This is a genomic window from Raskinella chloraquaticus (SeqCode), assembly GCF_021731865.1.
Classification (GTDB): Bacteria; Pseudomonadota; Alphaproteobacteria; order Rhizobiales; family UBA4765; genus Raskinella; species Raskinella chloraquaticus.
Genome location: NZ_JAKFWN010000028.1, coordinates 52779 through 72652, shown reverse-complemented (window position 1 = coordinate 72652; position 19874 = coordinate 52779). Strand labels below are relative to the sequence as shown.

At 61.6% G+C, this 19874-nt stretch carries 17 protein-coding genes; 2 read left to right on the top strand and 15 right to left on the bottom strand.

Annotation, left to right across the window (positions count from 1 at the left end; translation table 11 throughout):
- Positions 1–3: 3 nt before the first annotated feature.
- The 9 genes from ACINK1_RS10275 to ACINK1_RS10235 form a co-directional block, all read right to left on the bottom strand.
- Positions 4–1224, bottom strand: a complete 1221-nt coding sequence (locus ACINK1_RS10275) for a cysteine desulfurase (RefSeq protein ID WP_376800255.1) — start codon at positions 1222–1224, stop codon at positions 4–6.
- Positions 1221–2558 (bottom strand): Fe-S cluster assembly protein SufD, encoded by a 1338-nt coding sequence (sufD, locus tag ACINK1_RS10270; protein ID WP_376800256.1) that lies wholly within the window; start codon positions 2556–2558, stop codon positions 1221–1223. The genes ACINK1_RS10275 and sufD overlap by 4 nt, the downstream gene beginning before the upstream one ends.
- Before the next feature lie 11 nt (positions 2559–2569).
- Positions 2570–3316: a Fe-S cluster assembly ATPase SufC gene (gene sufC, locus ACINK1_RS10265; RefSeq protein WP_376800257.1), complete on the bottom strand. Its 747-nt coding sequence runs from the start codon at positions 3314–3316 to the stop codon at positions 2570–2572.
- A 2-nt stretch (positions 3317–3318) separates the two neighbouring features.
- Positions 3319–3858, bottom strand: coding sequence for a cupin domain-containing protein (locus ACINK1_RS10260; protein ID WP_376800258.1), 540 nt, complete (start codon positions 3856–3858; stop codon positions 3319–3321).
- Positions 3855–4139, bottom strand: a complete 285-nt coding sequence (locus tag ACINK1_RS10255; protein ID WP_376800259.1) for a hypothetical protein — start codon at positions 4137–4139, stop codon at positions 3855–3857. The genes ACINK1_RS10260 and ACINK1_RS10255 overlap by 4 nt, the downstream gene beginning before the upstream one ends.
- Positions 4140–4322: 183 nt before the next feature.
- Positions 4323–4544 (bottom strand): hypothetical protein, encoded by a 222-nt coding sequence (locus ACINK1_RS10250; protein ID WP_376800260.1) that lies wholly within the window; start codon positions 4542–4544, stop codon positions 4323–4325.
- Positions 4541–4915 carry a DUF4440 domain-containing protein gene (locus ACINK1_RS10245; protein ID WP_376800261.1) on the bottom strand — a complete coding sequence of 125 codons (375 nt, stop codon included), beginning with the start codon at positions 4913–4915 and terminating at the stop codon, positions 4541–4543. The genes ACINK1_RS10250 and ACINK1_RS10245 overlap by 4 nt, the downstream gene beginning before the upstream one ends.
- The gene (sufB, locus tag ACINK1_RS10240) at positions 4912–6381 is read right to left on the bottom strand and encodes a Fe-S cluster assembly protein SufB (RefSeq protein WP_376800262.1); all 1470 of its coding nucleotides are present in this window, start codon (positions 6379–6381) and stop codon (positions 4912–4914) included. The genes ACINK1_RS10245 and sufB overlap by 4 nt, the downstream gene beginning before the upstream one ends.
- Positions 6382–6422: 41 nt before the next feature.
- The gene (locus ACINK1_RS10235; RefSeq protein ID WP_376800263.1) at positions 6423–7580 is read right to left on the bottom strand and encodes a cysteine desulfurase family protein; all 1158 of its coding nucleotides are present in this window, start codon (positions 7578–7580) and stop codon (positions 6423–6425) included.
- A 383-nt stretch (positions 7581–7963) separates the two neighbouring features.
- Here ACINK1_RS10235 and ACINK1_RS10230 point away from each other — a divergent pair, with 383 nt between their 5' ends.
- Positions 7964–8620, top strand: a complete 657-nt coding sequence (locus ACINK1_RS10230) for an alpha/beta hydrolase (RefSeq protein WP_376800264.1) — start codon at positions 7964–7966, stop codon at positions 8618–8620.
- 358 nt (positions 8621–8978) lie between these two features.
- Positions 8979–13655, top strand: coding sequence for an autotransporter-associated beta strand repeat-containing protein (locus tag ACINK1_RS10225; RefSeq protein ID WP_395760111.1), 4677 nt, complete (start codon positions 8979–8981; stop codon positions 13653–13655).
- A 341-nt stretch (positions 13656–13996) separates the two neighbouring features.
- Here ACINK1_RS10225 and ACINK1_RS10220 read toward each other — a convergent pair whose 3' ends face one another.
- The 6 genes from ACINK1_RS10220 to lepB are packed head-to-tail and all read right to left on the bottom strand — an operon-like array spanning position 13997 to position 19873.
- The gene (locus tag ACINK1_RS10220) at positions 13997–14416 is read right to left on the bottom strand and encodes a hypothetical protein (RefSeq protein WP_376800800.1); all 420 of its coding nucleotides are present in this window, start codon (positions 14414–14416) and stop codon (positions 13997–13999) included.
- A gap of 15 nt (positions 14417–14431) precedes the next feature.
- Positions 14432–16678, bottom strand: coding sequence for a DNA topoisomerase IV subunit A (parC, locus tag ACINK1_RS10215; protein ID WP_395760110.1), 2247 nt, complete (start codon positions 16676–16678; stop codon positions 14432–14434).
- 9 nt (positions 16679–16687) lie between these two features.
- Positions 16688–17452 carry a DNA repair protein RecO gene (gene recO / locus ACINK1_RS10210; RefSeq protein ID WP_376800796.1) on the bottom strand — a complete coding sequence of 255 codons (765 nt, stop codon included), beginning with the start codon at positions 17450–17452 and terminating at the stop codon, positions 16688–16690.
- 45 nt (positions 17453–17497) lie between these two features.
- Entirely contained in the window at positions 17498–18418 is a 921-nt protein-coding gene (gene era / locus ACINK1_RS10205; RefSeq protein WP_395760109.1) for a GTPase Era, read from the bottom strand.
- The gene (gene rnc / locus ACINK1_RS10200; protein WP_376800792.1) at positions 18411–19121 is read right to left on the bottom strand and encodes a ribonuclease III; all 711 of its coding nucleotides are present in this window, start codon (positions 19119–19121) and stop codon (positions 18411–18413) included. Before rnc ends, era begins: the two co-directional genes overlap by 8 nt.
- Positions 19118–19873 (bottom strand): signal peptidase I, encoded by a 756-nt coding sequence (lepB, locus tag ACINK1_RS10195; RefSeq protein WP_376800790.1) that lies wholly within the window; start codon positions 19871–19873, stop codon positions 19118–19120. The genes rnc and lepB overlap by 4 nt, the downstream gene beginning before the upstream one ends.
- Between the last annotated feature and the right edge of the window lies 1 nt (position 19874).

The following is a 19874-nucleotide window of genomic DNA, read 5'->3' as shown; positions in this document are numbered from 1 at the left end:
CCCTCATGCGAAAAAATCCTGCGCCTTGCGCAAGGCCGCGACCAGTTTATCGACCTCGGCCGGCGTATTATAGAGTGCAAAGGACGCACGGCAGGTGGAGGTGACGCCAAAACGCTTCAGCAGCGGCATGGCGCAATGCGTGCCAGCTCTTACCGCCACACCCTCACGGTCGATGACGGTTGCCACATCATGGGCGTGGGCCCCGGTCATTTCAAAGGCGATGATCGCCCCCTTGCCCGGCGCAGTGCCGATCATCCGCAGCGAATTGATTTCGCTCAGCCGCTGGTGCGCGTAGGCGCTGAGCGCCCGTTCGTGAGCGGCGATCGTCTCGCGCCCGACGCCCATCATGAATTCGACCGCAGCCCCCAGACCGATCGCTTGCACGATCGGCGGCGTTCCGGCCTCGAAGCGATGCGGCGGATCATTATAGGTCACGCCCTCCATCGTCACCGTTTCGATCATCTCGCCGCCACCATTGAAGGGCGGCATGACGGCCAGATGCTCCTTCTTGCCGTAGAGCACGCCAATACCAGTTGGCCCGTACACTTTGTGGCCGGTGAAGATGTAGAAATCGGCATTGAGATCCTGCACGTCGACATCGAGATGGACGGCCCCCTGGCTGCCATCAACAACGACCGGAATGCCACGCGCGTGGGCAGCGGCAATCATCTCTTTCAAGGGCGTTATCGTCCCCAGCACATTCGACATGTGAGTGATCGCAACCAGCCTGGTTCGCGGCGTCAGCGCGGCCTCGAACGCAGCCAGTGTCAGCGAGCCATCATCGGCGACCGGCACCCAAACGAGATTGGCGCCACGCCGTTCGCGATGGAAATGCCAGGGCACGATATTGGAATGATGTTCCATGATCGACAGGACGATGTCATCGCCCTCACCGATCCGCAGCCCGCCGAAGGACTGGGCGACAAGATTGATTGCCTCGGTCGCCGAGCGCGTGAAGATTACCTGATCAACGGATGGCGCGTTGAGGAAACGGCGAACACTCTCGCGCGCCTGTTCAAAGGCGTCGGTCGCCGCATTTGCAAGATAATGCAGGCCGCGATGGACGTTGGCGTATTCATGCTCATAGGCATGGCGCATGCGGTCAAGGACAACGCGCGGCTTCTGGGCAGAGGCGGCATTGTCGAGATAGACGAGCGGCTTGCCGTAGACGCTCGTTCCCAGGATCGGAAACTCACTGCGCATTGCCTCAACGTCATAAGTCATGACTTGTTCCTGTCCGCGAGCGTCTGGTCGAGCCATGCGCCAACCCGCTCGGTCAGCATGTCGCGCAGGGCATCATCACTGACCGCTTCCAGCGCCTCGCCGACAAAGGCTTTGACCAGCAGCGCCTTGGCATCGGCTTCCGACAGGCCGCGCGAGCGCAGATAGAAAGCAAGATCCTCGTCGATCTGCCCGGCCGTCGCGCCATGGGCGCACTGAACGTCATCGGCGAAGATTTCAAGCTCCGGCTTTGCGCTGAACTCGGCCTCATCTCCCAGCATGAGGCCACGGGCACTCATCCGTCCGTCGGTTTTCTGGGCATCAGGGCGGACGATGATCTTGCCCTGAAAAACGCCGTGAGCATTGCCGCCCAGGACATATTTGAACGTCTCGCGGCTGTTGCAGCCGGCAGCCGCATGATCAACCTGAAGCGTCGTGTCGAGATGCTGGCGATGACGCGCAAGCACCGCGCCATTGAGCGCGAGGTTCGCTCCCTCGCCGGTCAGCCGGACCGAGAGGGCGCGCCGCTGGAAGGCTGTCCCTTCATCAAGCGCGAAGGTCTCGTAGTAGGACCCCTGCCCAAGCTCGACAAAGCCATGCGACAGCGCAAGCGCTGCATCGCCCTCCTTCTGCACCGTCACATGTGTCAGGCGCGCATGGGCGCCGACGATGATCTCGCTTGCCGCATGCGACTGATAGGCCGCGCCATCGGGACCGACATGGCTCTCGACGATGGTGCATTGCGCGCCCTCGCCTACCAGAATGAGAAGGCGCGGGAAGACCGAGGCCTGCGCACCGGCAAAGCGGAAATCAAGATGGATCGGCGCCTCGATCTTCGCATGAGGGGCTATGCGCAGCACAGCTCCCCCTTGGGTGAAAGCCGTGTTGAGCGCCAGTGCGCTGTCGCGATTTCCAGCCGTCAGCCGACCGAAATGGGCTTCGACATACGCGTCTCCGCGCTCAAAGGCCTGCGTGAGATCACGAAAATAGATATCGGCCGGCAACTGTCCTTCACTCAGCGACGGGACATAGCGGCCATTGACAAAGGCAAGGCGGGCAAGCGGCGAGATATCAATGCCGGGCCGACCGCTTTTAGCCGCCGCGATATCACCTGCACCCGGCAGGCCAGCTGGTTCAGGAAAACTTTTCAGCGCGGCGCGCAGATCGGAAAATTTCCACGCTTCGCTGCGTCGCGTCGGCAGTCCGTCCTGAACGACGAGGTCGAGGGCGGCGGCGCGCTCGCGCGGATAGGCCGCAAGTTCCTTGCGGCGTGCTGAGAAGGCTTGAAGGATGGCCTCTTCGCCGGCGGTATGCCGGATACGCGGTTCCATGCTCATGACGTTCCGGCTTACGCCGCCTCCCCATACCCGGCATAGCCGCTGGCTTCGAGTTCGCGCGCCAGATTGGCATCGCCCGAGCGCACGACCTTGCCCTTGGTCAGGACATGGACGCGATCGGGCACGATATAGTCGAGAAGGCGCTGGTAATGGGTGATGACGAGGATCGAGCGCTTGGGCGAGCGCAGCGCGTTCACCCCTTCGGAGACGATGCGCAGCGCGTCGATATCAAGGCCGGAATCAGTCTCGTCGAGGACCGCGAGCTTTGGCTGGAGGAGCGCCATCTGCAAAATTTCCATGCGCTTCTTCTCGCCGCCCGAAAAGCCGACGTTGAGGCCGCGCTTCAGCATCTCATCGGAGATCTGCAGCGATTTCGACACCTCCCTCACCTGCTTGAGGAAGACGCCAGCGGCAATCTCATCCTCGCCGCGCGCCTTGCGGTGGGCATTCACCGCCGCCTTGAGGAAGGTCATGGTCGAGACGCCGGGAATTTCCAGCGGATATTGGAAGGCGAGAAACAGCCCGGCGGTAGCGCGCTGATCAGGCTCCAGCTCAAGAATCGACTGGCCGTCGACGAGGATATCGCCATCGGTGACCTCGTAATCCTCGCGGCCCGCCAGAACATAGGACAGCGTCGATTTGCCCGATCCGTTCGGACCCATGATGGCATGCACCTCGCCATCGGGCACGACAAGATCAACGCCATTGAGGATCTGCTTATCCTCGATGCGGGCATGGAGATTGCGAATTTCTAGCATAATCAGGAATCCTTTTTGGCGGGTTGGCCTTCACCATCCCAGTAATCGACAGCGCCGTCGTGACGGCCGATGAAGCGGAAAGGGGCAGTCATAGGCGAACCGTCGGGAGCGCCTGAGATGACGGCAAATTTGTTTGAATCAGGATATTCCACGATCTCGGGTTGTTCACGCCGATTGGTCGAGAGCCCGAGATAACGCAGTTCGCTGTCGCCCGTATTGATGATTTGATGTGGCTCGCCCGCTGATCCAGCCGGCGCAGCCAGCACATCGCCGGGCTTCACTGAAAAGGTCTGCGCGCCGAAGCGATACTCGCCCTTTCCTTCAAGAATAAAGAACATCTCATGGGTCGCGTGATGATGATGAAACGGAAAAGCCCGCTTGCCGGGTGGCACGATGGTGAGCATGCAGCCAAGCCCGGTCGAGCCAATCAACGGCGCGATACGGCCGAGCTTGGCCTCGAAAATCTCTCCCTGACGCAACTCAAAGAGCGGCACGTCATCAAGGTTGATCACGGGCGATGACGCCTGGCCGTTCTCGTTCATCGTCCGCCTCCGCCCATCGCCGCTACTTCCTCAGCCTTCAGCAGGCCGCGCCAAAAAGCGCCATCGCCATGTGTGAATTCGACCATCGCCATCGGCGTATCACCGGCTTCAATCGATACCACGCGTCCCTCATCGCCTGCCGCGAGATCACATGGCACGGGCGCGCCGCCAAGCGCAGCCGCATAGCCCGCAAACAGACGTTCCATCTCAATATCGGCCACGAGGCGAACCCGCATATCCGCAACCAACTCCGCCCCGTTAGCGTCCCGCATAGCGAGCATCACCCGACACTCCCCTGAAGGTTAATTGGGGGCCTCATTTTACAAAAGACCCGATTGCCGGACGCCAGAGCGCCGCGATGGGCGAGGTTTCGCCAGAAAAGAATGTGGATTTTTACCATGATGTTGTTCCTTCTGACGGTTCAAGGCCGCAGAGTCGAGAATGCGTTGAGAACTCCGCGACGGTCACTCGACCAAATCAAGCCTTTTCTCGATACGTTCAAGGCGCGCTTTTAATGCCGCAATATCTGTGTGGTCGTGCTCCTGGAGCGTCACGATACCGGAGACATGATGACGGAGCGCTGTCATCTCGGAGCGCACGGTGCGCATGTCATCCGCAAGTCGCGTCATGTCACCGCGAATGGCCCTTAGATGCTCAAGCAGGAGGTGTTCGACCTTGTCGTTCATGTTGCCGTGACCTGTTCAGATTGCGCTATCGTTCCCTGATGAAACACCATTTGCCACCCGGTTTGATTTTTTTGCCAAATTGAGCTTCGCAGGGCACCCGTAATCGGATTGCCGGCTTCCGACCGATAGGTCACCAGCGCCACATTATCCGATAGCACATCGCATTTGAACGCTTTGACATCAATTTGCTTGTGATCAACATCTTCAAGCAGAGCCGAAATGACTTGCTCGCGGTTATAAACGCGCCCCGATTTGCCAAACTCCCGGAACCCTGGCGCAAGCAGCCTGTTAAGCTCAAACGCTGACTTTCTGACAGATGGCGTATGGAGCGCGATCTCGCGAGCCCGCAGCAATTCGCTTAACTCACTCACCCGACACTCCCTTCAAGGCTGACCGCAATGAGCTTCTGCGCCTCCACCATGAATTCCATCGGCAGGTGTTGCAGCACATCCTTGACGAAGCCGTTGACGATCAACGCAATGGCATCCTCCTTGGTAAGGCCGCGCTGCATGGCGTAGAACACCTGGTCATCCGATACTTTCGAGGTCGTCGCCTCATGCTCGAACTGGGCGGAGGAGTTCTTTGCCTCGATATAGGGCACGGTGTGGGCGCCGCAGCGGTCGCCGATGAGGAGGCTGTCGCAATTGGTGAAGTTGCGGGCGTTGCGGGCTTTGCGATGAGCGTAGACCTGGCCGCGATAGGTGTTCTGCGAGATACCGGCGGCGATGCCCTTGGAAATGATGCGGCTTGAGGTATTGGCACCCAGATGGATCATCTTGGTGCCGGAATCGACCTGTTGCGCGCCATTCGATACGGCGATCGAATAGAATTCGCCACGGGAATTATCGCCGCGCAGAATGCAGGACGGGTATTTCCAGGTGATCGCCGAACCGGTCTCGACCTGGGTCCACGAAATCTTCGAGTTGTCACCCCGGCAATCGCCGCGCTTGGTGACGAAATTATAGATGCCACCCTTGCCGCTGGCGTCTCCGGGATACCAGTTCTGGACGGTTGAATATTTGATCTCGGCGTCATCCAGCGCCACCAGTTCGACGACGGCGGCATGGAGCTGGTTTTCATCGCGCATCGGCGCCGTGCAGCCCTCCAGATAGGAGACGTAGGAGCCCTTGTCAGCGATGATCAACGTGCGCTCGAACTGCCCGGTATTACGCTCGTTGATACGAAAATACGTCGATAATTCCATCGGACAGCGCACGCCCGGCGGAATGTAGACGAACGAGCCGTCGGAGAACACGGCAGAATTCAAGGTTGCATAGAAATTATCGCTCACCGGCACGACGGAGCCCAGATATTTGCGCACCAGCTCCGGGTGCTCGCGTACCGCTTCGGAAATCGCGCAGAAGATAACGCCGGCTTTCGCCAGCTCTTCCTTGAAAGTGGTGACAACGGATACGGAATCAAACACCGCGTCGACCGCGACACGGGCACCCACGACGCCCGCCAGAACCTCGCGCTCGCGCAAGGGGATGCCGAGCTTTTCATATGTCCGCAGCAGTTCCGGATCGACTTCGTCCAGCGATCTCGGACCCGACGTGCTTTTTGGCTGCGAATAGTAGTAAAGGTCCTCGAAATCAATCCGCGGATAATGCACGCGCGCCCATTGCGGCTCTTCCATCGAGCGCCAGCGTTCATAGGCGTCAAGGCGCCAATCGAGCAGCCATTGCGGCTCGTCCTTCTTAGCCGAGATATAGCGCACGATATCGGTGCTGAGCCCCTTTGGCGCACGCTCGGATTCAATATCGGTGACGAAGCCGTACTTGTACTGATCGACGTCGATTGCCTTGACCTGTTCGATGGTTTCCTGAACGGCTGGCATGGACAACTCCCTGGATTGCGGCCGGCGCTTCGACCTGTCGGTTAGGCGGCGGCGCGCCCGGCAATGCGGTTACGGTGGGCGGCAAAGGCCGCGATGAATTTGTCGATATCGTCAGGCGTCGTCGCCCAGCCGAGGCTGACACGCAAGGCCGAGCGAGCGTGAGCGTCATCAAGCGCCATGGCCTTGAGCACATGGCTCGGCGCGACCTTGCCCGAAGCGCAGGCCGAACCTGTTGCCACTGCGATACCTGCCAGATCAAGCGCGATTACCGCCGTCTCGCCGATGATATCGTCGCACATCACAAGACTGGTATTCGGCAGACGCGGCACATGCTGACCCATGATATGGGCGCCTGGCAGCGCTGCCACAAGGCGCGCTTCCATGTCATCGCGCATGGCTCGAATGCGCCCGTTCTCAGCCGCTCCCAGGCGGGCCAGATAGTCGCAGGCAGCGCCAAGACCAGCAATGCCGCTGACATTCTCTGTTCCCGCCCGCTGGCGATGTTCCTGCGCCCCGCCACGGATCAGCGCCATGCCAAGGCGTACGCCCTCACCAAGGATGACGGCGCCGCTGCCCTGAGGCGCGCCAAGCTTATGACCGGAGACAATGATCGCGTCCGCGCCCAAAGAAGCGATATCGACGGGCATCTTTCCGGCGGCCTGCACCGCATCGCAGACCAGCGAGGCGCCATGCCTGTTGCCAAGGGCCGCAACCTCGGCGACCGGCTGGATGATACCCGTTTCGTTATTGGCAAGCATCACGGCCACCAGCGCCGGGCGCGCTGACCCAGCCAGCAGCCCATCAAGGGCGGCAAGATCAATCACCCCATCGCCCGTCACCGGACACACCGCCACGTCGGCTGGTGCGAAGCGGCCAGCGCTCAGCACCGCTGAATGCTCGATGGCCGAGACCACGAGCCGCTCGGCCGGCGCTTTCCCCGTGCCGCAGAAGCCGGGGGCCAGCACCATCGCCGCACCCTCGCTGCCGCCAGAGGTGAAAATGACATTCCCGGCCTGGCCATTGATCAGGCCGGCAATCGCCAGCCTTGCCTCTTCAAGGAGACGGCGCGCCCGGCGCCCTTCCTGATGGACGGCGGACGGGTTGGCGGCAAGCTCAAGAGCAGCGAGCGCTGCCGCCCGCGCCTCAGGGCGCAGGGGAGCGGTCGCATTGCAATCAAGATAGGCGCGTCGTCCGTCCATCAACCACCCTGGCTTTCGCATCGCTTGAAGCTGGCTTTATACGCTCCCCTCACCCTTTTCGGTGACAGGCACGCCCCGGCGCATCACCGCCTGGAGAGATCGAGCCATCTTCAACACACGCTTGCCGGCAGGCCGGAGGTTGCACGCACGCCTTGCGTCCGCCGCTCCAGTCAATTACCTAGAGCAACGAGACTTCGACGGTTCCCGGCAATGCCGGTTGCCCGTGACGATCTGGCGCCCGTGCGGTCCCAACTGACCGCACCAGCAGATTTACCCTTCTGTTCTAGGGAGCGGCGGCGCCGGCGTCAACGCGTGTCGGTGTCACATCATTATCACCGCCTGCCAGAGAGGCTGGCGCGGAAACTGGAGCAAGTGTCGCGATTATGCCTGAAGTGATTTTCAACGGACCTGCCGGACGTATCGAAGGACGCTACCAGCAGGCGAAAAACCGTGCCGCGCCGATAGCCATTGTTCTGCACCCGCACCCGCAATTTGGCGGGACGATGAACAATCAGATCGTCTATAATCTCTTCTATATCTTCGCAAAAAGAGGCTTTTCCGTTCTGCGCTTCAATTTTCGCGGGGTTGGCCGCAGCCAGGGTGCGTTTGATCACGGCCAGGGCGAGCTGTCGGACGCAGCGGCTGCCCTTGACTGGGCACAAACGCTCAACCCGGAATCGCGCGCCTGCTGGATTGCCGGCTTTTCGTTTGGCGCGTGGATCGGCATGCAGCTCCTCATGCGCCGCCCCGAGATCGAGGGTTTCATATCGATTGCGCCGCCGGCCAACCTTTATGATTTCAGCTTTCTTGCGCCTTGCCCGTCATCGGGCCTGATTTTGCATGGCGACAAGGATGCTGTGGTGCCTTTGGCCGATGTACGCACGCTGATTGAAAAGCTCAAAACCCAGCGCGGCATCATCATCGACCAGACGGTCATTCCCGGCGCCAATCATTTCTTTGAAAGCCATATGGAACCGCTGGTCACCAAGGTCAGCAGCTATCTCGACGGGCGGCTGGGGACAAGCGAAGACGCTGCGTGAGCTAATTCCACGCGCTTTGCTGTAAAAATCCGCACATCCACGTCGGTTCTCTGTGTTTCCACCCGCGCAAACCGATCGTGTTAATTTGTCGCACCAAATAATTTTGCGCTGACTTGCTATTGGGCAGTTCCCTGCGACGGCGATCTTATCCGCCTGAACGGGCTCAAAACGGCTATTTCGGCGTTGATAAGCAGCGCATTGTGACGCGAAATTGACTAATATCCGCCGCTGTCTCTATTATATCACACTTTTTTCCTGTGTGATGTTCTACCCTTCGTTTTAACAATTAGATAACAATCGGCTGGGTTGTCGGATTCTGACATGGCGCTCTGCGCGTTTGATCGAGAAATGAGGGTTCATGGCGCATATTGATCACCGGGCCGCCGCACATTTTGCCATCCTGCCTTTTGAGCGTGGCGGGAAACAAGGGTTTGGAGGCGCGCGACGGGCGGCTTTGCTCAGTGGTGTGGCTCTCGCTGCCCTCACGCTTGCAACACCGGCTGGGGCGAATGCGATTCTATGCCCCGGCAATCAATGCGTGGTCAACACGTTAGCCGACACGCTCAACGCCGGCAACAACCTGTCGCTGCGCGATGCGATCATCCACGCCAACGGCAATCCCGGAACGATAATCACCTTCGCGAACACGCTCGCGAACGGTACAATCACCATAGGCAGTTCCGGCCTCAATGAATTGCCGCTGATCCTCGGCAACAATACCCGCATCGATGGCGGGGCGAACAACATCACGGTGAGCGGCGGCTCGACCAGCGCGGCGACGGGCCAGCGGGTGTTTTTCGTCGGCAGCGCCGGGCAGGCGATAAACGGCCAAGCCGCCACGACCGTCACCGCCACCATCCAGAACCTCACCATCGCCAACGCCAATGCCCGTGGCGGGGCGGGCGGCGATGGCGGCGGCGGCGGCGGCGGCCTTGGCGGGGCGGTGTTCGTCAGTTCGACGGGCGCGCTCACCCTGTCAAACGTCGCGCTCACCGCGAACGCCGCGACTGGCGGCGGCGGCGGCCTAAACGCAGGCGGTGGCGGCGGCGGCGGCCTCGGCGGCAGCGGCGGCAGCTTCGGCGTTGACGGCGGCGGCGGCGGCGGCGGCTTCGGGACCGGGGCGGTTGGCGGGCCGGGCGGCCCCAGCGTCGGCGGCGACGGCGGCTTCACGGGCGCCGGCGCCGCCGGCGGCAGCGGCAGCGGCGGCCTCGGCGGCTTCGGCGGCGGCGGCGGCGGCGGCGGCGTCAGCGAAGGCGGCGGCGGCGGCGTCGGCGGCGGCGGCGGCGTCTTCAGCGTCGGCGGCGACGGCGGCTTCGGCGGCGGCGGCGGCGGCGGCCTTAACTTCGGCGGCCGCGGCGGCTTCGGCGGCGGCGGCGGCGGCGGCCTTAACTTCGGCGGCCGCGGCGGCTTCGGCGGCGGCGGCGGCGGCTTTGACTTCGGCGGCCTCGGCGGCCTCGGCGGCTTCGGCGGCGGCGGCGGCGGCGCAGGCGGCGGCGGCGCAGGCGGCGGCGGCGGCGGGGCGGGCCTTGGCGGCGCGGTATTCGTCCAGCAGGGCGGCACGCTGACGGTAGCGGGCACACTCAGCGTCAATGGCAGCACAGTCGCGGGCGGCACCGGCGGCAACGTAGGCTCAGGCTTCGGCGCCGGCTTCTTCGGGCAAGGCGATGGCACGATCACCTTCCAGCCCGGCGCCAACCAGACACAGACCATCTCTGACATCATCGCCGACCAGACCGGCTCCGGCGGCACGGGCGCCAATGCGGGGGCCTATGCGCTCACCAAGTCTGGCGCCGGCACGCTCACACTTTCGGGCGCCAATACCTATTCGGGTGGAACGACGGTCGCCGGCGGCACGCTCAGCCTGCAGAATAACAGCGCTGCCGGCACGGGAGCCATCACAACAACGGGCTCGGTGATCGACTACGCCAACGGCGTCGTTATCGCCAATCCGGTTGTGGTCAACTCCAACACCACGCAGTTGCAGGTTCTCACAGGCACGGCCACCCAGGCCGGCGTCATCTCCGAACAGAATGGGCCGCGCCCGCTCGAGAAGATCGGCGACGGCACGCTCGCACTCACCGGCAGCAACACCTACAACGGCACGACCACCATCAGCGCCGGCACGCTGCAGGTGGGCAATGGCGGCACGACCGGCACGCTTGGCACCGGCAATGTGGTGAACAATTCGACGCTCGCCTTCAACCGCTCCGATTTAATCATTGTTGATAATGTGATTTCCGGGACGGGTGCACTCAATCACATCGGTACCGACTTTGTGCTACTTGCGGGCGCCAATAGCTATAGCGGCACGACCACGATCAACACCGCCGGCACGTTGCAGGTGGGCGGGGGCGGGGCGAGCGGCACATTGGGAACCGGCAATGTCGTCAATAATGGCAGGCTTGTGTTCAATCGCTCAGATACAATAACCGTTGACAATGCCATTTCCGGCACTGGCCAGCTCGGAAAGGTCGGCACCGGCACGCTCACACTCACAGGCGACAACACCTATAGTGGCGGCACCGGCATCAGCGACGGCACGCTCCAGGTGGGCAATGGCGGCACCACCGGCTCGCTCGGCAGCGGCGATGTGCTGAACAACGCGACGCTCGCCTTCAACCGCTCTGATGCGCTCACGGTGGCGAACTCGATTTTCGGGACAGGTGGGCTCAATCAGATCGGCACCGGCACAACCATTCTCACCGGCTCCAACGCCTATGCCGGCACGACCACGATCAGCGCCGGCGTCCTTCAGGTGGGGCTTGGCGGGACGACCGGCACGCTCGGCACTGGGGCGGTGACCAACAACGCGACGCTTACCTTCAACCGCTCAAATGCCCTGACCGTCGCCAATGCGATTTCCGGAACGGGGGGGCTCAATCAGATCGGCACGGGCACAACCATTTTCACCGGCGCGAACTCCTATACAGGTGCCACCACCATCACCGCCGGCACGTTGCAGATTGGGAATGGCGGGACGACCGGCACGCTCGGCACCGGCAATGTGGTGAACGACGCGACGCTCGCCGTCAATATCGCGGGCGGGATAGATTTTGGCAATGCGATTTCCGGAACGGGTGGTCTCAACCTGATCGGCACCGGCTCGGTCGCGCTCACCGGCGCCAATACCTACACCGGCACCACCACGATCAACGCTGGCGCACTGCAAGTGGGCGATGGCGGTACCAGCGGCACGCTCGGCACCGGCAATGTCGTGAATAACGGATCGCTCGTGTTCAACCGGTCCGATGCCCTGACTGTTGCCAACGCGATTTCCGGCAATGGCCTCCTCCTCAAGCTCGGCGCGGGAACGACCATCCTCACCGGCGCCAACAGCTATGACTTTACGCAAATTATCGCCGGCACGCTGCAAGTGGGTAATGGCGGGACGACCGGCACGCTGGGCACCGGCGATGTGTCGAACGGCGGGACGCTGGCCTTCAACCGCTCTGATGCGCTCACGGTGGCGAACTCGATTTTCGGGACAGGTGGGCTCAATCAGATCGGCACCGGCACAACCATTCTCACCGGAGCGAACACCTATAGCGGCGCGACTTCGGTGAATGCCGGCAGGCTCACCGTCAACGGCTCGATCGCCAGTTCCTCTGGCGTCACAGTCAATACGGGCGGCACTCTGGGTGGTACCGGCCAATTGCCCGGCACCCTCGTCACTACAGGAGGCACGATTGCACCGGGCAATTCGGTGGGGACCCTCACCGTCAACGGTAATCTCACGCTGAACGCTGGCTCCTTCACCACGATCGAGGTGCAGGCAGCAACCATCGACCGCATCAATGTCACTGGCACGGCGGCCCTCAACGGGGCGCTGCAATTGGTGGCGCTCGGCGGGCCCTACCAGTTCGGCACGCCCTATACCTTCCTGCAGGCAGCCACACGCACCGGCACGTTTGCAACCGTCTCAACCACCGGCACGTTTGGCGTTGGTGTGACGTCAGAGGTGAGCTATTCACCGACCCAGGCGCAGCTGACACTCACCGCAGCACCCTTGGTGCCGGTCATCACGCCACCTGCCCCTGGGCAAACGCCGCTCACGCCCATTGCAACCACCGCCAATCCGCTTGGGGTCGCTGTCGCGCTTGATCTGGGCGTCATCACGGGCGGCGGCAATGCCTCCCCCTTCTTCGGGCTCTATAACCAGCCGGTCGCCGGTATCCTGACAGGGCTTTCCCAGCTCTCGGGTGAGGCCAATAGCGGCATTGGCCAACAGGGCTTTTCGGTTGCCAGTGACTTCGTCAACACGATCCTTGGCGCGTTTACGCCGGGCAGTGGCACGACGACACAGACCCCGCAAGGTGCAGCCTATGCAGCCACGAAGACAAGCGGCAATGCCGGCAGCCGGGCCATCGAAGTTGCGGCTGATCTGGCACCAGCACCCACCCCGGTCATCGAGGCGTCAACTACCACGCTGTGGGGCTCGGGCACTGGCGGGGTCAGCACCCTACGCGGCAGTGCGGTGCAGGGTTCAAGCACCCGCTCGGAGACCGCGTGGTCGCTCGCGGCCGGCATCGACAAAAACGTTGCGCGCGGCATTAACATCGGCGCTGCCGTCTCGGGCGGGCGCTTTGAAGGCACGACCGCCAATAATCTTGGCTCGAACAGCGCCGACGTCTTCCAGGCCGGGCTTTATGGCCGCGCCCGCTTCGGTGCCCTGTCGTTTGGCGCAGCGCTTGCCTATACCTATTTCGACATTAGCTCGACGCGTAACGCTGCCGTCATTGGCCTTTTAGGCATCAATGGCAAAACTGACGCGCATGGCTTCTCGGGTCGCTTTGAAGGCGCCTATGAAGCCTTCAACCTCTCCGGTCTTGGTATTTCGCCCTTTGCGGCCGTGCAGGGGTCAATCTTCAGCATTGGTGGCTACACGGAGACAGTGGGTGCCGGACAGAATAATGCAGCGGCGCTGCGTGTTGCCTCCAGTTCGCCCGGCACGGTGCGTGGCGAACTTGGCCTCAGGCTCGAGCAGCAGGGCGTTATCAACGGCGTCCAGGTTTTGGCTTTCGCCCGCAGCGCCTAGGGTATCTACGGCGCCAGGGATGCCAGCGCAACCGCTGCCTTCATCGGCCTGCCAGGCTCGACCTTTACCATTACAGGAGCGCAGAACGACACCTCGACCGCTCTCGTCGCCGCAGGGCTTGACGTGAAACTCACCCCCAGCGTGACGCTTGGCGGGCGTTTCGACGGCGAATATGGCAACCGCACCGCCCGCTCGTCGGGCACCGCGAAGCTGAAGATTGCGTTTTAGAGCGGCGTCCCACCTGACTGAATCAGGTTGACCGCTCTATCCTCTTGTTTTAATCGCATTTTCTTCGATCAACTGGCATCCACTTGATCGGAAAATGCTCTACGCAGTCGACGTCACGCTGATCGACGCGCGCTCCATTGCGCAATAAGCGCGGCGACGATCATTTCAACCCAGGCAAGCGGCAGGGCGATCAGCGCCGTTTCGAGGCGTGCCAGGTTCATGTTGAGCATGGCGATCCAGAAAAGAAGAAACAACAACGCCCAGCACGTGGTGCCGGACAGCACCACCGCCCGGCGGGTCGCCCCAAAGCGCCCTTCGTGCAGGCGGTAGATCCATATCGCTATCACGGTCAGAATCGTATCCCAGACACCCCAGACCAGGAATACGGGGAGGTTCATCGGCGCAACGTCCGGCACCATGAATAGTGTCGCCCGCGTCATGGGCATGACAAAGACGAAATAGCGGAAAATCTCGGACAGGTTGATCCACAGCGTTACAGCAACGAAGGTTGCCATCCATGAGCGCAGAAGCATGCCGGCACGCCTTCCCTATTTCCCGTTGAAATTCCCGCTGCGCGAGAAGCCCTTCGGCACGAGGCGGCCCGCCTGGGCGCGCTTGCCGTAGAATTCGTTTATATTCTCAAGCGTATAAGTCCGTCCGGCACTGTCGAGCCAGGTGAGGCCATCTGCTCTTTTGAACGTCTTGATGTCGGCAAGGGTGCCCTCTTTCAGCAATTGCAGGCGTACGCCCTTGCCGCGCGGCATTTCCGGGATTTCGTCAAGAGCAAACAACAGCAGCTTGCGGTTGTCGCCGACGCAGGCGACAGAATCTCCAGATACCGGCACCGCGAAGCGCGCATCGGCGGGGCTGTCGACATTGAGCACCTGCTTGCCTTTGCGGGTATTGCCCAGAACATCGGCTTCCGAGACGACAAACCCCCTCCCCTCGGCACTTGCCACCAGTAATTTGCCGGCCGGCTCATAGGTTTTCATGATGACGATATCCGCCCCCTGATCGATATCGATCATGAGGCGCACCGGCTCACCATGGCCACGTCCTCCCGGCAGCTTTGACGCATCAAGGGTGAAGAAGCGGCCATTGCTGGCAAAGAGCAGGATCTGATCGGTCGTCTGGGCGGTGAGTGCCTGCTTCAGCGTGTCATCAGTCTTGAACGTGAGGGTGGAGAGATCATTGCCATGGCCCTTCATGGCCCTGATCCAGCCCTTTTCGGACAGAACGATGGTAACCGGCTCGCGCTCCACCATGGCATCGCGCAGGTCGATGGCGGGTGCCGCCGGGGCGGCGGCAAAGGTCGTGCGCCGCGCGCATTGGGGATTCTTCACATGATAGGTCTTGGCAAGTTCAGAGAGCTGCCAGCCGATCGTCTTCCATTGCTTCTTCTCGCTTTCAAGAAGAGCGGCGATCGTGTCACGCTCGGTGCTCAGCTCGTCGCGTTCGCGGCGCAGTTCCATTTCCTCCAGCTTGCGCAGCCAGCGCAGACGCATGTTGAGGATGGCTTCCGCCTGATTATCGGTGAGCGAAAACGTCTTCATCAGCTCGAGCTTGGGTTCATCCTCCTCGCGGATGATGCGGATCACCTCATCAAGGTTGAGGAAGGCGATGATGTAGCCGCCCAGAATCTCGAGGCGCTTGTCGATCGCCTCCAGCCGGTGACGTGAGCGGCGCAGCAACACGTCGCGGCGATGGTCGAGCCAATGTTGCAACACATCGCGCAGGCCCAGCACCATGGGCACCTGACCACGCGCCAGCACATTCATGTTGAGCGAAAAACGGCTTTCAAGCTCGGTCAGACGAAAGAGCGTCTCCATGAGCAGGGTGTCATCGACATTGCGGCTCTTCGGCTCCAGAACGATGCGGATATCTTCAGCCGATTCATCACGCACGTCTTCCAGCAGCGGCACCTTCTTGTCGTTGATGAGCTCGGCCAGCTTCTCGATCAGGCGGGCTTTCGGCACAGAATAGGGAATTTCGGTGATGATGATGCGGTAGCCGCCGCGCCCCGTATCTTCCTTGTGCCAGCGGGCGCGCACGCGAAAGCCGCCGCGCCCGGTGCGATAGGCTTCCGCAATCTGCGCTGGTTCATCGACAATAATACCGCCGGTCGGGAAATCGGGTCCCGGCACGAAGGCCATCAGATCGCCCGAACTTGCCTGGCGATGGTCGATCAGATGGCGGGCGGCGGCGATCAGTTCGGCCGCATTATGCGGCGGGATCGAGGTTGCCATGCCAACGGCGATGCCGGAAGCGCCATTGGCCAGCAGATTGGGAAAGGCTGCCGGCAGTACCACCGGCTCTTCTTCCGAGCCGTCATAGGTGTCGCGGAAATCGACCGCGTTCTCGTCGATGCCCTCAAGCAGCAGGGCGGCGGTGGCGGTGAGGCGGGCCTCGGTATAGCGCATGGCGGCCGGGTTATCGCCATCGACATTGCCAAAATTGCCCTGACCGTCGACCAGCGTGTAGCGCTGGGCGAAATCCTGGGCAAGGCGCACCAGCGCGTCATAGACGGACTGGTCGCCATGGGGATGGTATTTACCGATGACGTCGCCCACCACGCGGGCACATTTCTTGAAGCCCTGTCCGGGATCAAGCTTCAGCAACCGCATGGCATAAAGAAGCCGACGGTGAACCGGTTTCAGCCCGTCGCGGACATCGGGCAGCGCACGATGCATGATCGTTGAGAGCGCGTAGGCGAGGTAGCGCTCTTCGAGCGCCGATTTGAGATCGACCTGCTCGATGCCTCCTGGCGAATCGGGGATATCCGGATTTTTGCCCATGCAGGGTGCCTAGCCCTGCAAGACGTCAGCGGCAAGGGCGGGCATCGCTACCCGGCGCATGGCAGTGTGGAAGAAGGCCCGGCGGCAATCAGGCTCAGGGATCGCCCGCACCTCATAGACATGGCGGGTGAGAAAATAGCCGGTGAGGCGAAAGCCCGCGGTGATATCGTGCTCGTCGATCGCACGATCAGGACGATCCTTGCGCAGAAAACCCGGCAGCGGCAGCAATCTGTCGAGATAAGGCAGCGCCGCCTCGCCTGAAACCGCACGGGCGGATTTGGGCGAGACATGGGTGAGGTTCAGCGTGCTGCCGGTTGACGCGCACTGGCTGAGGTCCATGCCAAAGCCCAGCTCTTCCAGAAGCGCCATCTCGAAGCGCACCATCTGCATGGCAGAGGCGAGTGGATTATCGAATCCGTCCAGAATGATAGCGCAGGCGTGATAAAGCGATTCATGAGCTTCGCGCTCAGCCAGAAGCCGCAGATGGCAGGCCAGCAACGAGACGCAATGAAGCCCGAGCGCGCTTTCAATCACAGTGGCCGCGCGCGACACCTGCGTCTCGACGGTGAACGTGCCGAGATGGTCTTCAAGGCGCGCCCGCCAGCCGACCTGAAGCGTGTTGCCGGGCTGAAGCGTCGGGCGCAGACGTGGCCCGGCACCTCCCCGCACGAGGCCCAGATGGCGCCCGTGGCCACGCGTCATGGTTTCAAGAATGAGACCACTCTCGCCATGGCGGCGCGCGCCCAGAACAATCGCTTCATCGCTCCATTCCATGGTTCACCATGGCAAGAGAGAGAGGATTCTCCAAGGGCGCCCGCCTTACGAGCGGGGAAATTCGAGGCCCATCTCGCGGTAGCGCTCGGGATCGTCCGCCCATCCTTCACGCACCTTGACGTGGACAAAGAGGTGGACCGTCTGGTCGAGGATGCCCATCAATTCCTGGCGCGATGACATGGAAATCGCCTTGACGGTTGATCCGCCCTTGCCCAGCACGATCTTGCGCTGGCTTTCGCGCTCGACGAAAATGCTCTGCTCGATGCGCACCGAACCGTCTTTCCGAGCCACCCAGGAATCCGTCTCCACGGTCGATGCGTAAGGCAATTCCTCGTGGAGCCTCTCAAAGAGCTTCTCGCGGGTGATTTCGGCGGCCAGCATGCGCATCGGCAGATCGGATATCTGGTCTTCAGGGAAGAGCCAGGGTCCCTCAGGCATATGGGTGGCGAGATAATAGGTCAGAACACCCAGACCTTTATTCTTCAGGGCCGAGACCATGAAGGTGGCGGCAAAAGCCAGCTTGTTATTGGCATCGGACGCCAAGCCCAGCAGTTTTTCGTGCGCCACGCGGTCGATCTTGTTCAAAACGAGGATCTTGTCGCCCGGCAATTTCGACAGCCTGTCCAGAAGATCAGCATTGGCATCGTCGATTCCGCGCTCCGCATCGATCAGGAGGGCGATGATTTCAGCCTCGCGGGCACCGTTCCAGGCGGTACGCACCATGGCCTGATCAAGACGGCGCTTGGGGGCGAAAATGCCAGGCGTATCCACCAGGATGATCTGCGCCGCGCCGTCCATGACGATGCCGCGCATGATGGCGCGCGTCGTCTGCACCTTGTGGCTCACAATCGACACCTTGGCGCCGACAAGGGCGTTGACCAAGGTCGACTTGCCGGCATTGGGGGCGCCGATCATCGCCACATAGCCGCAGCGGCGCGGCGGACCACTAACCAGTTGATCAGTCATTGATCGGCCTTTCTCCACCTTCAAGGCGGGTGAGCAATAGCTGGGCCGCCTGCTGTTCGGCGGCACGCTTCGAGCCACCGCGGGCATCGGCCTCGCCATGGCCGGCGATAAGCACGCTGATAGCGAATTCCGGCGCGTGATCAGCGCCGCTACGCTCGATCAGCTGATAGGTCGGCGGCGGCAGGCCGCGCCCCTGCGCCCATTCCTGCAAAGCGGTCTTGGCGTCGCGCGGAGCTGCGATTGCGTTATCGACACGTTGCGACCAGCAGCTGATGACGACGTCTCTTGCCGCCGCGAAACCACCATCGCGGAAAATGGCGCCGATGACCGCCTCGCAGGCATCACCAAGGATTGCCAGCTTGTCACTGCCGCCGGCCCGCTGCTCGCCTGCACCCAGTACCAGATGGGCGCCTAGCCCCAATTCGCGCGCCACCTCAGCGCAGGTTTCATAGCGCACCAGCTCGTTAAGGCGACGGGCGAGATGGCCCTCGCTTTCGGCGGGAAAGCGCTCAAACAGCATCTGCGAGACGACCAGCGCCAGAACCCGATCGCCGAGAAATTCGAGCCGCTGATAGGACGCATCGCCAGGTCGCATGATCGCGCTTGGATGTGTCAAGGCCTCGACGAGCAGATCCCCATCAGCAAAATGATAGCCAAGACGCGCGCTCAGTTCAGCCAGGCTTGCCCGTTTCGTCAATTTCACCAGATCGCCTTGCCGATACGATCCCAGCGAACGATCCACGGCCAGCGCCAGAGCTGCCAGGCGGCTTCACCTTCCTCGAGCGAGAAAAAGATGAACGAGGCGCGCCCGACAAGATTTTCAAACGGCACATAGCCCACCGCGTTGAGGACGCGGCTATCCTGCGAATTATCGCGATTATCGCCCATCATGAAATAATGGCCGGGCGGCACCTGAAAGACTTCCGTATTGTCGAGATAGCCGTTTTCGCTGAGCTTAAGCGAGTAGAAAGTGCGCCCCTCTGGCAGGGTTTCACGATATTGGCGCACCGACACCAGACGACCGAAAGCGTCCGGCATCACATAATCTTCCGCCCTCTCGCGTTTGACCGGCTTGCCATTGATATGCAGCAGGCCGCCGATCATCTGGATGCGGTCACCGGGCAGGCCGATCACCCGCTTGATGTAGTCGATCTCGACGTCGGACGGCAATTTGAAGACGACGACATCGCCGCGTTCAGGAGGCGCTGACCAGATGCGGCCGGGAATGGGCACGATGGAAAAGGGAAAGGAGTGTCGCGAATAACCATACGCGAATTTCGAAACGAACAGGTAGTCGCCGACCAGCAGCGTTGCTTTCATCGACCCCGACGGAATGTTGAAAGGCTGAAACAGCAGGCTCCGGATGACCAGCGCGATGACCAGCGCCTCCAGAACGACGATAACGGTATCAATAATACCGCCTCTCTTGTCATCAGCCTTGGATTCAACTGTCATG

Bases quoted from the DNA above. Each gene is read 5' to 3' on its own strand.
- ACINK1_RS10275 (WP_376800255.1), bottom strand. From the start codon at position 1,224: ATGACTTATGACGTTGAGGCAATGCGCAGTGAGTTTCCGATCCTGGGA.
- sufD (WP_376800256.1), bottom strand. From the start codon at position 2,558: ATGAGCATGGAACCGCGTATCCGGCATACCGCCGGCGAAGAGGCCATC.
- sufC (WP_376800257.1), bottom strand. From the start codon at position 3,316: ATGCTAGAAATTCGCAATCTCCATGCCCGCATCGAGGATAAGCAGATC.
- ACINK1_RS10260 (WP_376800258.1), bottom strand. From the start codon at position 3,858: ATGAACGAGAACGGCCAGGCGTCATCGCCCGTGATCAACCTTGATGAC.
- ACINK1_RS10255 (WP_376800259.1), bottom strand. From the start codon at position 4,139: ATGCTCGCTATGCGGGACGCTAACGGGGCGGAGTTGGTTGCGGATATG.
- ACINK1_RS10250 (WP_376800260.1), bottom strand. From the start codon at position 4,544: ATGAACGACAAGGTCGAACACCTCCTGCTTGAGCATCTAAGGGCCATT.
- sufB (WP_376800262.1), bottom strand. From the start codon at position 6,381: ATGCCAGCCGTTCAGGAAACCATCGAACAGGTCAAGGCAATCGACGTC.
- ACINK1_RS10235 (WP_376800263.1), bottom strand. From the start codon at position 7,580: ATGGACGGACGACGCGCCTATCTTGATTGCAATGCGACCGCTCCCCTG.
- ACINK1_RS10230 (WP_376800264.1), top strand. From the start codon at position 7,964: ATGCCTGAAGTGATTTTCAACGGACCTGCCGGACGTATCGAAGGACGC.
- ACINK1_RS10225 (WP_395760111.1), top strand. From the start codon at position 8,979: ATGGCGCATATTGATCACCGGGCCGCCGCACATTTTGCCATCCTGCCT.
- ACINK1_RS10220 (WP_376800800.1), bottom strand. From the start codon at position 14,416: ATGCTTCTGCGCTCATGGATGGCAACCTTCGTTGCTGTAACGCTGTGG.
- parC (WP_395760110.1), bottom strand. From the start codon at position 16,678: ATGGGCAAAAATCCGGATATCCCCGATTCGCCAGGAGGCATCGAGCAG.
- recO (WP_376800796.1), bottom strand. From the start codon at position 17,452: ATGGAATGGAGCGATGAAGCGATTGTTCTGGGCGCGCGCCGCCATGGC.
- era (WP_395760109.1), bottom strand. From the start codon at position 18,418: ATGACTGATCAACTGGTTAGTGGTCCGCCGCGCCGCTGCGGCTATGTG.
- lepB (WP_376800790.1), bottom strand. From the start codon at position 19,873: ATGACAGTTGAATCCAAGGCTGATGACAAGAGAGGCGGTATTATTGAT.